Source organism: Paraburkholderia sp. IW21, assembly GCF_041321145.1.
Taxonomy (GTDB): Bacteria; Pseudomonadota; Gammaproteobacteria; order Burkholderiales; family Burkholderiaceae; genus Paraburkholderia.
Genome location: NZ_JBGGWA010000013.1, coordinates 26,304 through 38,955, shown reverse-complemented (window position 1 = coordinate 38,955; position 12,652 = coordinate 26,304). Strand labels below are relative to the sequence as shown.

At 61.9% G+C, this 12,652-nt stretch carries 14 protein-coding genes, 1 tRNA gene and 2 pseudogenes; 6 read left to right on the top strand and 11 right to left on the bottom strand.

The genetic code is table 11. The features are described from left to right. The first annotated feature begins 298 nt into the window (after positions 1–298). Positions 299–805 carry an Rrf2 family transcriptional regulator gene (locus ACAX43_RS26545; RefSeq protein ID WP_370711380.1) on the top strand — a complete coding sequence of 169 codons (507 nt, stop codon included), beginning with the start codon at positions 299–301 and terminating at the stop codon, positions 803–805. A 251-nt stretch (positions 806–1,056) separates the two neighbouring features. Here ACAX43_RS26545 and ACAX43_RS26540 read toward each other — a convergent pair whose 3' ends face one another. The 7 genes and pseudogenes from ACAX43_RS26540 to ACAX43_RS26510 all read right to left on the bottom strand — a co-directional run bounded on the left by ACAX43_RS26540 (position 1,057) and on the right by ACAX43_RS26510 (position 4,541). Beyond that, positions 1,057–1,362 carry a hypothetical protein gene (locus ACAX43_RS26540; RefSeq protein WP_370711379.1) on the bottom strand — a complete coding sequence of 102 codons (306 nt, stop codon included), beginning with the start codon at positions 1,360–1,362 and terminating at the stop codon, positions 1,057–1,059. Positions 1,363–1,417: 55 nt separating this feature from the next. Next, positions 1,418–1,576, bottom strand: a complete 159-nt coding sequence (locus ACAX43_RS26535; protein WP_370711378.1) for a hypothetical protein — start codon at positions 1,574–1,576, stop codon at positions 1,418–1,420. 74 nt (positions 1,577–1,650) lie between these two features. Further along, entirely contained in the window at positions 1,651–1,896 is a 246-nt protein-coding gene (locus tag ACAX43_RS26530) for a hypothetical protein (protein WP_370711377.1), read from the bottom strand. A gap of 406 nt (positions 1,897–2,302) precedes the next feature. Then, positions 2,303–3,045: pseudogene (gene phbB, locus ACAX43_RS26525) on the bottom strand (acetoacetyl-CoA reductase). 454 nt (positions 3,046–3,499) lie between these two features. After that, positions 3,500–4,069 carry a phasin family protein gene (locus ACAX43_RS26520; RefSeq protein ID WP_370711376.1) on the bottom strand — a complete coding sequence of 190 codons (570 nt, stop codon included), beginning with the start codon at positions 4,067–4,069 and terminating at the stop codon, positions 3,500–3,502. Positions 4,070–4,371: 302 nt separating this feature from the next. Beyond that, a pseudogene (locus ACAX43_RS26515) lies at positions 4,372–4,446 on the bottom strand (ferredoxin); the annotation flags it as partial. 22 nt (positions 4,447–4,468) lie between these two features. Further along, positions 4,469–4,541: transfer RNA gene (locus tag ACAX43_RS26510), tRNA-Lys, on the bottom strand. Positions 4,542–5,394: 853 nt separating this feature from the next. Here ACAX43_RS26510 and ACAX43_RS26505 point away from each other — a divergent pair. The 5 genes from ACAX43_RS26505 (at position 5,395) to ACAX43_RS26485 (ending at position 10,511) form a co-directional block, all read left to right on the top strand. Beyond that, positions 5,395–6,516, top strand: a complete 1,122-nt coding sequence (locus ACAX43_RS26505) for an RNA polymerase subunit sigma-28 (RefSeq protein WP_370711375.1) — start codon at positions 5,395–5,397, stop codon at positions 6,514–6,516. Positions 6,517–6,622: 106 nt separating this feature from the next. Continuing rightward, entirely contained in the window at positions 6,623–8,572 is a 1,950-nt protein-coding gene (gene dnaK / locus ACAX43_RS26500; RefSeq protein ID WP_370711519.1) for a molecular chaperone DnaK, read from the top strand. Positions 8,573–9,032: 460 nt separating this feature from the next. After that, positions 9,033–9,356: a ferredoxin FdxA gene (gene fdxA, locus ACAX43_RS26495; RefSeq protein ID WP_370711374.1), complete on the top strand. Its 324-nt coding sequence runs from the start codon at positions 9,033–9,035 to the stop codon at positions 9,354–9,356. A 258-nt stretch (positions 9,357–9,614) separates the two neighbouring features. Then, a complete protein-coding gene (locus ACAX43_RS26490; RefSeq protein WP_370711373.1) occupies positions 9,615–9,878 on the top strand; it encodes a hypothetical protein in 264 nt (87 codons plus the stop codon). Positions 9,879–10,055: 177 nt separating this feature from the next. Continuing rightward, positions 10,056–10,511 carry a DUF2934 domain-containing protein gene (locus tag ACAX43_RS26485; protein ID WP_370711372.1) on the top strand — a complete coding sequence of 152 codons (456 nt, stop codon included), beginning with the start codon at positions 10,056–10,058 and terminating at the stop codon, positions 10,509–10,511. A gap of 80 nt (positions 10,512–10,591) precedes the next feature. Here ACAX43_RS26485 and ACAX43_RS26480 read toward each other — a convergent pair whose 3' ends face one another. From ACAX43_RS26480 to ACAX43_RS26465, 4 genes are all read right to left on the bottom strand, one after another. Further along, a complete protein-coding gene (locus ACAX43_RS26480; RefSeq protein ID WP_370711371.1) occupies positions 10,592–11,155 on the bottom strand; it encodes an Hsp20/alpha crystallin family protein in 564 nt (187 codons plus the stop codon). Between the two features lie 85 nt (positions 11,156–11,240). Next, positions 11,241–11,594: a hypothetical protein gene (locus ACAX43_RS26475; RefSeq protein WP_370711370.1), complete on the bottom strand. Its 354-nt coding sequence runs from the start codon at positions 11,592–11,594 to the stop codon at positions 11,241–11,243. 17 nt (positions 11,595–11,611) lie between these two features. Continuing rightward, positions 11,612–12,019, bottom strand: a complete 408-nt coding sequence (locus ACAX43_RS26470; protein WP_370711369.1) for an Hsp20/alpha crystallin family protein — start codon at positions 12,017–12,019, stop codon at positions 11,612–11,614. 34 nt (positions 12,020–12,053) lie between these two features. Continuing rightward, positions 12,054–12,506, bottom strand: coding sequence for an Hsp20/alpha crystallin family protein (locus tag ACAX43_RS26465; protein ID WP_370711368.1), 453 nt, complete (start codon positions 12,504–12,506; stop codon positions 12,054–12,056). Positions 12,507–12,652 lie beyond the last annotated feature (146 nt).

Sequence of the window (12,652 nt, the reverse complement as noted above, 5' to 3'; positions counted from 1 at the left end):
CCATGCCACCGCACCCGGTCCTTTTCAACGTCTGCGCGCATGGCTCAGGGCGCCGACACCCGGCTACAGAGACATGGTCGTTCAGGCTGAAATCGGTTTCGGGTCAGTGACCATGGGCATGTAGCCAGAACATCCAGATCGAACCCGAAAGCGCGAGTCGCCTACTTCCTGTCTGGCCGTCATGCAACTATCATTCTCCGAAGCTGAGCTACTCGGGAGACTGACAGTCCCGCGCACAGCTCCGCAGGCTGGCGTAGCGAACCGTTTTAACCTTGAATGCCGACAGGGGAGAAGTCGTATGCGGCTGACGGATTCCACAGACTACACGTTGCGCGCGCTGATGTATCTGAGAGTCCGCGACGACAGACTGGCGACGATCGAGGAGATTGCCCAGGCGTACGGCCTTTCGAGGCACCACATGTCGAAAATCATCGGTCGGCTCGTGGCGATCGGCTGGGTGGAAGGCATTCGCGGACGCTCCGGTGGCGTGCGGCTGGCGCACAACGCCCGCGACCTGACGGTCGGCGCGGTCGTGCGCGCGACGGAACCCGATTTCGCGCTGGCAAGCTGCCACGCGGCCGGCGTCGCCGCCGGGCGACGGGAATGCGCCATCGTGGAGCATTGCCGCCTGCAGCATATTCTGCTTGATGCGCGGGACGCGTTCCTGGCCGAGCTCGATACCTGTACGCTGGAGGATCTGGCGACACCTGCCCAATCACTCGCCGCAGCATTCGGCCTTGGCCGGTTGCGCATGCCGGATCCATCAGCCCATGACGATACCGATCGTCATCAGACGTCCGGCTGATCTGAGGAACAGCAGGTTGTCGATCGCTGCCTGCCTTCCCTGTTTCAGTCACATGTGTCCGCTGCCGTTCACATGCCCCTGGCGAACTCGTGTTGTTTTTTAACCGGACTCATCCCCTGGATCACCAGGCAATCTCGCGCACGTGCCCGATGCAAAAATCGGAACCCGAGACCCTGTACACGAGAAACCGTGGATAAGCGGCCGGCGCGTCGCGATCGGCGGTCGGTTCAGCCACGCGCCCCGGGATCAGGTTAGCCGCGCACGTCGGGGGTCGATTCCTTGACTACCGGGGTGTGGAGCGAGGCGGTTACAACCCACGGCTGGGCATTCAGCCGCGTGGCGATTTCGGCCAGTTCCTCGACCGGAACTGACTCGAACGTAACCGTCATTTCGTCGAAATTGTGCCTTCTGCTGCAGTGAACGCGAGTCCGTCTCGCCTGCACGGCGTGAGCTCCCAAAGCCTGCCAGACCGGTATGATCCTCAGCCGGCCAGCCGCAGTCCGGATCGTGAGGTTCACCGCAGTGGCGTCAGCCTGATGTTCGTCGGGGTAGGTCATCGCAGTGATGGAAAGTGCAACGGGCGCCCGTTGCCATGTCTGTGGGTTATGGTAGTCAACGCCGGCGCCGCATCACGTCCGGGCAGTGACGATGGTCCATCCGGCTGGCCAGCCGCTCGCGCACGCGCTCGCGACGGTAGTGACCGGCAATGAGCAGCGCCGCGATGGCAAGCACAAAGGAGCCGACAGGTACACCTGTCCAGGATTCGATCATTTTGAACTCCTTCCCGCCCGCGACTATTCATTGGTTGTTCGGTGTCGGTGACAACCGCAGATAATCGCAATCCGTTATCTTCCGTTCTTCAGCGCGTCGGCGATGCCATCCAGTTTCAGCAATAATCCGGATGCCTGTGTCATCATGAGTTCCGGAATCAGTGGCATAGCCTGCAACGTCCTGATCCGGCTTCGCCAGTATTCGGGTTGCATCACGGGGATTTTCAGATCACCTTCATGACCGTTCAGCACTTGCCGCTCGAGCTCAAGTACCATCTTCCGGATATGAACGAACTCGTCCTGCTCACGGTCAAGCGCCATCGCCTGTCCACCTCCTGATCTTCTGGGTTTTTGCATGCTGCGCAATTTATGCGGCAGTCAAAGAGAGTTAAAAAAGTCATATTGTATTAATCTGAAAATTACAATGATGCGGCGCATCGTTAAATGCCGGCGATCGATGTCGCGATATTAACGAGTCACGATGCTGCTCGATACGCACAGCAACTGATTGTCTGAATTTTAGCAACCGCTTATATACGTCTCCCTGCCGGTCGAACGTCGGCAACAGCGGCGGAAAATAACGTGGAAAAACGGTGCCGGCGGCAGCTTTCACACCAGCGCGACGATCCGCGAAAAGGCGCAGCAAACCCGACGTCGCTGTCCATGGCCACAGACGAACGGCGGTTCGTGCGTGGCGATGAAGTCGCGACTGCCGGCGGGGGGCGCCTCAATTCATGTGCTGGCCACCGTTGATGGCAACGTTGGCCCCGGTCACAAAACCCGCATCGTCCGTGCACAGCCAGGCAGCCAGAGCCGCCACTTCCTCCGGCCTGCCGAGGCGACCGGCCGGAATCTTCGGCAGGATCTTCGTGTCCATGATCTCCTGCGGAATCGCGGTAACCATTTTCGTGGCGAGATAGCCGGGCGAAACCGTGTTGACAGTGACCCCCTTGTGTGTCACTTCCAGCGCGAGCGATTTCGTAAAGCCATGCATGCCGGCCTTGGCCGCAGCGTAGCTGGTCTGGCCAACGGAACCCTTGGACCCATTGACGGATGAGATGTTGACGATGCGCCCCAGCCGCGCGCAAGCATGTCCTCGCACAAGGGTTTTGTCATGTTAAAGACCGAATCAACGTTGGTGCGGATCACCGTGTCCCAGTTCACCTTGTCCAGTTTCCTGAGTGTCATGTCGCGCGTGACGCCGGCGTTGTTCACCAGAATGTCGACGGGGCCGACCTCATGCTGGATCCGGGCCGCACAGTGCTGGCATGAGTCATAGTCGGCGACGTCGACCGGGTAGGCGTGGAAACCGCGGCCCTGGGTTTCCATGCGGGCCAGCCAGTCCGTCACGTCGGTGTTGTTCAGTGAGTGTGTGACCACGACGTCATAACCGGCGTCATGCAGTTTCGTGCTGATCGCCTCTCCGAGGCCGCCCATGCCGCCTGTTACCACAGCGATTCGTTTCGTCATCCTTTCCATCCGTGATCGTAATATCTGCGAGGATCATGAATACCCAATAGCCGTCCCGCACAGCCCGCCACTGGTTTGCCACATGCCTCGTCGCTCCTGCCGGGCAGGAGAGATCAGGTCAGCATTGCCTGAACTGCGCGGGGTTTTTTGGTTTATGGTATTGCGCGAATGAAATCCGGTCCGGGTGCGCGTGACAGGTCATCCCGCATCCGGACAGTTTGTATCGCCTGAATGACTCGCGGCGTTCGACCTCGAGCGCGGGGTGCGGGCCGCGCAATGGCATCGCGTCGCGATATTCCGGACACCAGCGTGATCCGACAAAGGTCGGACGAGATGGGGTTTACGGCGCCCCGGCTCTGTCCGGATGGTCGCCTGTCTGGCGACCAGGAGCGTCGGCCTTGGCGCGCGGCGAATGCGCTGCTCAGTGTCGCGACGACCACTGTGCAACCCGCAATCACGACTGCTTCGTTGCGCGCGCGCCCTGTGCCGCAGCGTGCTGGCCAGCCTTTGTGGCTGCGGCGGTCGTGGCGGCCAGGTTGCCTTGCACCATCTCGATGGCCTGCGCGGCGGCCTTGCGCGCCGTTTCCCAGGTGAGGCCGGCAGTCAACCATGCTGAATTCAGCACGGCAGTCGTGACTTCCGTGCCGCCGGGTGCGTTCCTGACCAGACCGTCGACGAGTGCCTGGGTGCGCCGGGTGTGCTGTTCGTACTGCGCCTGTGCGACCTTCGCCAATTCGACTTGCGTGACCGACGCGATATCAACCAGATGGCGGCTGTACGACAACGCTTTCTCGGCCACGGGCTGCGCCTGGCTGGCCTGTCGCGCGAAAAGCTCCACCGGCGTCTTGCCAGATAGCGCTTCCTGCCAGTTCTCCTGACCTTCGGCCAGCGTTGATCTGACGGCCTGCAGGTTCAGTTCGACCAGCTTCTGGTAGCCCTGGAAGGCCTGATCCGTGAAGGCAAACAGGGTGGCGAGGTTAGCCTGGTGCGTCGCAACGAGTTGCTCGGGCGTGAAAACGCTCATTGATGCTCTCCCTAGGTTCAACTGAACAGACACGTGACGGATGTCAGGCACGAAAAGCGGCTTTTGCAGCCGGTTTGACCGTCCGCCACAGCACGTCTCGCCGGCCCCAGCGGCCACGAACAATTAGAGCAAACATTCTAACTTTGTTAAATGGGCAGTCAAGATGCCTGTTTGTACGGATATACCCTGATCGCCGGTTGCGAAACGTCAGACGGCGTTCACGAGCACATGGGTCCACGCTGTGAGCGGCCTCAGACCGTCTGCCATTGATTGGAAGGGCGTTGTTTCTCGACCGCATACAAACAGTTTCCCGGGCACACGTCCGCGCAATCGGTATAGCGACACCTGATGCAGCTTTCGGTAACAACGTGAGTCATTGGACCTGCGACACGAGTTCTGTGGGCCGTACTGGATTCGAACCAGTGACCAACGGATTAAAAGTCCGCTGCTCTACCAGCTGAGCTAACGACCCGGTGACCGGTCCTGAATATCTGGGCTCCTATGAGGTTCTCCCTCATAGGGTCGGCGCTATTGATGTCCAGAATGAGCATGCCACTGTCGGCGGCGATATCAGACAGCCTCGGCGTGCGCGCTCATGTTGCTGATTCCGTTTTCATCCTGTCCATTCAGTGCTCCTTTGCTGCGCTCCCCCGGCGCGAGCCTGTACGCACTGGCCGCACCAGCATCTGGCGGCGCCCGGTGTCCTCCGGCGGTTTGACAGCCATCATGCTCAGCGGCTGCGCATCCGTGAGGACCGGGCTCGCCGCGACTGCCTTGACGCCCCGGATATCAGGGGCACTGTCCGGACGTACCGGCGCAACACTGGTCGTAACGCCCCGGGGAGCGCCGTGGCAAGCCGTCGAAGCCGACGGGGAAACCGCGGCATATCCCGATGCAAATGGAAGCGGTTCATCCTCGTTCCCCTGTTCGCCGAAGGCGAACGGACTTACGCGCCGGTTCGCCTGCCCTGCTGCAGACAGATGCAAACGTGCTCTACGCTAGGTGTTCCGCAGCGGCGACCCAACCACAAATTAGGGCAGGCGGCGGCAGATTTCAAGAGGACGCAACGGCGATCTGGAGCAGCCCCCGATGAGTCCGGGTCCCTTGAATTTTGCGCCGTTTTTTTTATATTCTGTGTTGTCAGCTTCGGGCAGGCTGGGACTGAGCCGACAGGCGCATCTGTACATCTGTACAGGCAGGTACGTCGGGCATCCCATGCTCAGGAGCGTGCCAGGACGTGCGCGATTCACGGCGTGCGGGTGCCCAGGCAGAGCGGTGTGGGCTGCCGCGGATGAGGCGGCCACAGGAACACATGCAGGTTCGTTATGAAAACGGCGATCAGCTACCGGAACATTTCGAAGCTTGCCCACCCTGATCTGGAAGGCCTGGTCGGCAAGCTTGCCAGCCGGCACCTCCAGCGACATCTGTCGCATTTCCCGGCGGAACTCGTGCGGTTGCGGGCGACCGTGGAGAGAAGCCGCCGTCGCAGTCTGTATCGCGCCAGGCTTCGGCTTGGCCTGCCGGGTGGCGCACTCGCATGCGGGAACGAGTCGCCCGGGCTCGGCCCGGCCCTTGAACAGTCCTTTGTGGAACTGGAGCGACAACTCGAAAGGCACCTCGACCACTTACGCCACGAGGACAGCTGGCGTCGCAAGGAGCGACGCGCCGGGCTGCGGCAGCTCAAAACCGCGCTGGCGGATCATGACGACGCCGGGCGGGCGCGGTTTGGCGAGCTCGTACGTCCGCTGCTGCCCGCGTTCGAGCGCTTCGTGCAACGCGAACTCGCGTATCTGCAGGCGCGCGGCGACCTCGCAACGGGCGATCCGCTGCTCGGTGACGTGGTCGACGAAGCGCTGGCCCGTGCCTGCGAAAAGCTGCCCCTGCCGCACAGGCTCGAACCGCTGCGGTGGCTCCAGCAGATCGCGATTACCGTGCTGGCGGAGGAAGTGTCCCGCCGGCAGTCGGAGGAAGGTCGCTGGGTCTCCCTGGAAAGCAGGGTGCCGGTCCAGTTGCGCGAGCCGGATGAAGGCGATGACGACATGCTGTTCGAATACTGGCAACCCGACGAAGTCCTGCGGCTCGAGGACGTGATGCCGGCGGCCGACGCGGGCACGCCCGAGGAGGCGGTGAGCGCACGGGAGATGCGGCAGCTCGTGACGGCGATTCTTGCGGACCTGCCTACCTTATGGCGCCGCGCACTGCTGCTCTGTCGGGGGGAAGCACTGCCGCCAGCTGAAGCCGCGCAGGTTCTCGGCACCAGCGAGGAGGAACTCGGCCGCTGGCTCATGAATGCCGACGCCTTTCTCAAGGCCCGACTGGGCGACCTGCGGCTGACGGCCGAGGCAGCCGGCGAGCCCGCAGACTACTTCGTGCCCGGCGCGTTGCCGTCAGCGTCCCGGCTGATCCGGGATTTTGACGACGCGACGCGGCGTGAAGCGCCCACGTGATGACTGGATCGCACTGGCCGCCAGCGTCTGGCATGCGGCGGACGGCACAACGTATCAGCATTCACGGGCATTTCCCGAACAGGACAGAGCGAGGCAACTGAACATCATGGGCAGGATCATCGGCATCGACCTCGGCACGACCAACTCGTGCGTGGCGATCATGGAAGGCAACCAGGTCAGGGTGATCGAGAACGCCGAGGGCGCGCGCACCACGCCGTCGATCGTCGCCTATCTGGACAACGGCGAGACACTGGTGGGCGCGCCCGCCAAGCGCCAGGCCGTGACCAATCCGGCGAACACACTGTTCGCGGTCAAGCGCCTGATCGGACGCCGCTTCGAGGAAAAGGAAGTGCAGAAGGACATCGGCCTGATGCCGTACAGGATCATGAAGGCCGACAATGGTGACGCATGGGTCGAAGTGCGCGGCGAGAAGCTGGCGCCGCCGCAAATCTCCGCGGAAGTGCTGCGCAAGATGAAGAAGACCGCTGAAGACTATCTCGGCGAGCCGGTCACCGAAGCGGTGATTACGGTTCCCGCGTACTTCAACGACAGCCAGCGCCAGGCCACCAAGGATGCGGGACGCATTGCCGGCCTGGACGTGAAGCGGATCATCAACGAACCGACCGCCGCCGCGCTCGCCTTTGGCCTGGACAGGAAGGAAAGCCGTGATCGCAAGATCGCCGTGTTCGACCTCGGCGGTGGCACGTTCGACATTTCCATCATCGAGATCGCCGACGTGCATGGCGAGAAGCAGTTCGAGGTGCTGTCGACCAATGGCGACACGTTCCTCGGTGGTGAAGACTTCGACCAGCGCATCATCGACTACATCATCGGTGAGTTCAAAAAGGAACAGGGCGTTGATCTGACGAAAGACGTGCTCGCGCTGCAACGCCTGAAGGAATCGGCTGAGAAGGCCAAGATCGAACTGTCGTCGAGCCAGCAGACCGAAATCAGCCTGCCGTACATCACGGCGGATGCGTCGGGTCCGAAGCACCTGAACCTGAAGCTCACGCGCGCAAAGCTCGAAGCGCTGGTGGAAGACCTGATCGAACGCACGATCGAACCGTGCCGCATCGCCATCAAGGACTCGGGGGTAGCGGTCGAGTCGATTGACGACGTGATTCTCGTCGGCGGCCAGACGCGCATGCCGAAGGTGCAGGACAAGGTCAGGGAAGTCTTCGGCAGGGAGCCGCGTCGCGACGTGAATCCGGACGAAGCCGTGGCTGTTGGCGCTGCGATTCAAGGCCAGGTTCTGTCGGGCGACCGCAAGGATGTGCTGCTGCTCGATGTGACGCCGCTGTCGCTCGGCATCGAAACCCTGGGTGGCGTGATGACAAAAATGATCAACAAGAACACCACGATTCCGACCCGGTTCTCGGAGACATTCTCCACTGCCGACGACAACCAGGGCGCCGTGACGATCAAGGTGTTCCAGGGTGAACGCGAGATAGCTAGCGGCAACAAGCTGCTGGGCGAGTTCAACCTCGAAGGCATTCCGCCGGCACCACGCGGCACGCCGCAGATCGAGGTGAGCTTTGACATCGACGCGAACGGTATCCTCCACGTCGGCGCGAAAGACAAGGCGACGGGCAAGGAAAACCGCATCACGATCAGGGCGAACTCGGGCCTCTCCGACGCCGAAATCGACAGGATGGTGAAGGAAGCCGAAGCCCACGCCGATGAAGACCGCCGGCTGCGTGAGCTGGTCGATGCCCGCAACCACGGCGATGCGCTCGTTCACAGCACGCGTAAGGCGCTCACCGAATACGGCGAGAAGCTGGGTGCGGGCGAGAAGGAAAAGATCGACGTCGCGATCCGGGAGCTCGAGGCGGCGCTCAAGGGCGCCGACCGCACGGAGATCGACGCGAAAGCGCAGGCGCTCGCCACGGCTTCACAGAAACTCGGCGAAAAGATCTACGCCGGCATGCAAGCTGCGCAAGCCGCTGACAACGCAGCGGCCAGCGCGACTGACGCGGCATCGGCGGCGCACGGTGCGCGTCAGCCCGAAGACGACGTGGTCGACGCCGAATTCAGGGAAGTGAAAACAAAACGGTAAGCTTGTTTGAGACGCCGACATACCCACGCCCCCGCGGCTTTTAATCGTCGACGGGTATCGCGGCGTCATTGGGCGCACGCCCATCGGTTCAGCCATGCGCCCTCCCGCGCGATGGCAAAGCCAATGGGAACAACGGCCGAATTATCACTGGAGTCACTGACGAAGGGGTATGTGGAATGGACGAAGCGCAGGAACTGGCCGGAGCCCGGAAACGCGCGCCATGTACGAAGCTTTTGAGCGAGACCAGGTGGACGGTATTGGATGATTCCGTGGATGCTGGCGCACAGAGAACTTTGGGGATAGTGGAAAACGCCGGTGTCCGATCAGGCGATTGCGGAGTGTCGCCAGGCGGTCATGCGTCTCCTTCAATTTGCCTGCGTGCCTGGGCGACTGAGCCGCCATCCCGGGTCCGCCGGGAACAGGCCATGCGGCCGCTGTCACGAATTCTGCGGGAGCGGGGATGACTCACGTTGTTACCGAAAGCTGCATCAAATGCCGCTATACCGATTGCGTGGACACGTGCCCGGTGGACTGTTTTCGGGAAGGTCCGAACTTCCTGGCGATTGACCCCGACGAATGCATCGACTGCGCCGTCTGCGTGGCAGAGTGCCCGGTGAACGCGATCTACGCGGACGAAGATGTCCCTGGCGATCAGCGGATTTTCATCAGACTGAATGCAGAGCTCGCGCGCAAATGGCCACCCATTACGAAGACGAAGGCACCGCTCGCGGAAGCGGATCAGTTCAAGGACGTAAGGGACAAACTCAGTCTGCTGGAGCGTTGAACCGGCCCATCGACGCGTCGGCGTGGATCTCGGAATCTCCGGTCATAGCAATTGCAGCGCAGGCGGATGGCGGCCGTTCCGACATTCGAAAGCACTGGCGTGCTTCGCTGGAATGTCTATAACAATATAGCAACGCGGGGAACGTTTTTTCCGGCGACCCGAAGTCTATAAAGCAAAACTGAGGGTTAGCGATTGCGACCGGACGAACTCATGGTTTCGCTGTTCGAATCTCGATAAACCCGGGTATCGGAGGTGATCATGGAGTACGAGTATGGTGGCTGGAGCATCGACCCGATGCCAGATTTCTCGCTTGGGAAATTTTCCGCGCACGCGCGAATAATACGAGCCTCGTCCGGATGTGATGCAGACACTGAAATGCATATCGAACGCGATCTTGCCTGGTGCAACAGCGAGGACGAGGCGATCCAGATTGCGCTTAACTGGGCGATTGACTGGATCAACACGCGCAATGCCAGCGTAAGCGGCCGGCAAACTGATCGACCGACATTTGCGCAACGATAATCCGGACCCGCAGCCTGCAGGAGCAACGCCGGGGCTGCATGTGGAACGGGGCTCATCGCGCAACAGTAGCCTGCGTACGGTGCGGCACAGCTGTCGACTGCTGAACTTCGGGATCCTCACTGCCACTGGTGCGAACGATGACAGCGAGCGCGGAACCAACGGAATGGAGGACAGGTGATGACGCAACGACTGGTCGACGTGCTGGACAGGAGCGGCACGGTCCTGCACACGTATCCCATTTCCGTCGGGGAACCGGCTGACGTGGTCAATGATGCCGCGTACGAGGCAAAAGCGCTGGAGGCGGCCGCGCACAGTCACCTGGTTCCTGACGCCGAGCTTGCCACCCTGACTGCCAGAATGCACGTCAGCCGCGGCGGGCAGATGGCGCCTTACGGGGACGACCGGCCCGGCCGTTCGGAAACGAAAGCGGACCTCGGGCAGACCGTACGCGAACGCGCCTACTTTCTCTGGCAACAGGACGGGTGTCCCGAGGGGCGGGCAGCTGAATACTGGCATCGCGCACTTGACCAGCACCTGCGTGAGCGCGCCTACGCACTGTGGGATCAGGAAGGCCGGCCCGAAGGGCGGGCTGATGAATACTGGCGCAGGATCTGCGACTTTGAGGCGCAGTGAAGCGCAGCAGCAGCGTGCGCTCAGCCGGACAGAAAAGAGCGGCGCGGCCGGATGGCCGCACCGCGTGCATGCTGCCTGCGTTACCTGATTTCGATCTTCCTGACGGTTGACGCCGCGGCGCCCGTTTTCGGCAGGCGCAGCGTCAGCACCCCCCTGTCGAATTTCGCATCGATCCGCTCAACGTCAACGCCCTCGGGCATCGGAATCGTGCGCATGAATGCCCCATAGGCACGTTCCAGCCGGTAGCAGCCGTCTTCCTCGCTGCGCACGTCCTGCTTCTTCTCACCGCGCAGCACCAGCGCGCCGTCCTCGATCGAGGTCTGCAGATCCTCACGATCCATGCCGGGCAGTTCGGCGGTGATGCGCAGCGCTTCGCCATCGTCGACGACATCAATCCGGGGCCGGAATCGCGACGAACTGAAGTCGCCGAACCACCGGTCAAGGCCGCTTACACCCGCGAGCGGATCATGGAAGAATTCGCCCATCGCACGCCATGGATCGCCTGAGAAGAGCCGGGATACTTCCGGCCATTCCGCCGGCCAATGTCTCGGCGCCGGCGCGTTGGCCGCCTCATCCGTCGCGGAACGATCGCCGGTTTTGCGCAGGAACTTGAACGGGTTCCATTTTTTCAGATCAGTATTCATCGTATCCTCCTTACGATGTTCGTCAGTTGATGTTCATCGGCTTGCAGATATGGCCGCATGCGAAGCTGGCCGGGGGCCTTGGCTGTCACGTTTCACCGTCACCACGGCCACAGTCCGACGTGCCGACCGGTTCACGCGCCACGCCGCAGTCGATCAGTTGCACCGCATATCGCAGCGCCTCCCACTGCGCTTCGCTGGCTGTCGACCAGCGACGCCTGGAAGGCGGTGAATGCCAGTCCGCGTGTGCGTCGCCATGCGCGTCGATCCGCACTAGCGCGACATACTGCTCTGTCGCGGACCGGCGCGTGACCGGTCGGCGTACCGGAACCGCACGGATGCTGATCGTGTGCCCTCTCCATGACTCCCAGATCACGTCCTGCATGTCAGGCACTCCCTTGCGGTGGCGCCCGATCGACGCCACCACGTTCTGCCATGTCACCGTTCGATTCGCGCGATCTAGCCTCCCGTGACATCGATCCGGCGCGGCCTTGCTTCGTCGCGGCGCGGAATGGTCAGCTTCAGCACGCCGTCCTGCAGGTTCGCGTCGATCTTCGATGTGTCGAAGTCCGGACTCAGCGAGAACGCCCGCGCGAAATGCGGTTCGCGGATTTCGGCATGCTGCAGCCGAAGACCGGCGGGGGTCGGCACGACCGCTTCAGCCTCGATATAAAGATTGCCGTCATGCACCTTCACGTCGAGTTTGTCCTTTGTGACGCCTGGCAGGTCCGCCCACAGCGTGATGCCCTGACTGTCCTCGAAGATATCGACCGCCGGGGTGAGTGTCATCCGGCGTGCGGGCTGGTCGCCCTCACGTCGTGCTACCGCTTTCTGGTCGCGTTCAGCAACCTGGGTCTTGTCGTTCATGGCTTCCTCCTTGAATGACTGGCGTTACTACGGGTTACTGGACGGTGATGGCCCGCGGCTTCGACGCCTCGTGCTTGCCGACGGTAATCGACAGGCAGCCGTTGGTGTAGCGCGCCCGCACCTTGTCGGGGTCGGCGTTCTGCGGCAGTTCGATCACGCGGCGGAACGCGCCGGCAAAGCGCTCCTGTGCGTACGTGCGCGTGTCGTCACGGGTTTCGTCACCGCCGCCGACCTGTGCCGGCTTGCGCTCACCGCTGATGGTTAGCAGTCCCTTGTCGATCGACACGTCGAGTTCAGCGGCGTTGACACCCGGTGCGAACGCGACGATCTCGATCGAGTCTTCGGTCGCACCAATGTTGACCTGCGGGAAGGCGCCGAGGCGGCCGGCACGGATGCTGGACGGGAAGCCGCCGAACAGACTCGCCATCTGCCGCTGCAGACGGTCGAATTCACTGAACAGGTCGGTTCCGGAATAGAGATCACTCATGGTCGTATCCTCCTTGAATGCAGCATGGAGGCGAACGGGCCTACGCGCTCCAGTCCGCCTGCCAGCTGCTGGCAAACAAATCGAAACACGCAGCGCGCCTGATACCACCAGCGCGTCTGCCTGAGCGAAATCCAAGATAGGCGCTA

Coding starts and splice junctions, on each gene's coding strand:
- ACAX43_RS26480 (WP_370711371.1), bottom strand. CDS start 11,155: ATGAATACTGATCTGAAAAAATGGAACCCGTTCAAGTTCCTGCGCAAA.
- ACAX43_RS26535 (WP_370711378.1), bottom strand. CDS start 1,576: ATGATCGAATCCTGGACAGGTGTACCTGTCGGCTCCTTTGTGCTTGCC.
- ACAX43_RS26530 (WP_370711377.1), bottom strand. CDS start 1,896: ATGGCGCTTGACCGTGAGCAGGACGAGTTCGTTCATATCCGGAAGATG.
- ACAX43_RS26520 (WP_370711376.1), bottom strand. CDS start 4,069: ATGAGCGTTTTCACGCCCGAGCAACTCGTTGCGACGCACCAGGCTAAC.
- ACAX43_RS26470 (WP_370711369.1), bottom strand. CDS start 12,019: ATGAACGACAAGACCCAGGTTGCTGAACGCGACCAGAAAGCGGTAGCA.
- ACAX43_RS26465 (WP_370711368.1), bottom strand. CDS start 12,506: ATGAGTGATCTCTATTCCGGAACCGACCTGTTCAGTGAATTCGACCGT.
- dnaK (WP_370711519.1), top strand. CDS start 6,623: ATGGGCAGGATCATCGGCATCGACCTCGGCACGACCAACTCGTGCGTG.
- ACAX43_RS26490 (WP_370711373.1), top strand. CDS start 9,615: ATGGAGTACGAGTATGGTGGCTGGAGCATCGACCCGATGCCAGATTTC.
- ACAX43_RS26505 (WP_370711375.1), top strand. CDS start 5,395: ATGAAAACGGCGATCAGCTACCGGAACATTTCGAAGCTTGCCCACCCT.
- ACAX43_RS26545 (WP_370711380.1), top strand. CDS start 299: ATGCGGCTGACGGATTCCACAGACTACACGTTGCGCGCGCTGATGTAT.
- ACAX43_RS26540 (WP_370711379.1), bottom strand. CDS start 1,362: ATGACCTACCCCGACGAACATCAGGCTGACGCCACTGCGGTGAACCTC.
- ACAX43_RS26485 (WP_370711372.1), top strand. CDS start 10,056: ATGACGCAACGACTGGTCGACGTGCTGGACAGGAGCGGCACGGTCCTG.
- fdxA (WP_370711374.1), top strand. CDS start 9,033: ATGACTCACGTTGTTACCGAAAGCTGCATCAAATGCCGCTATACCGAT.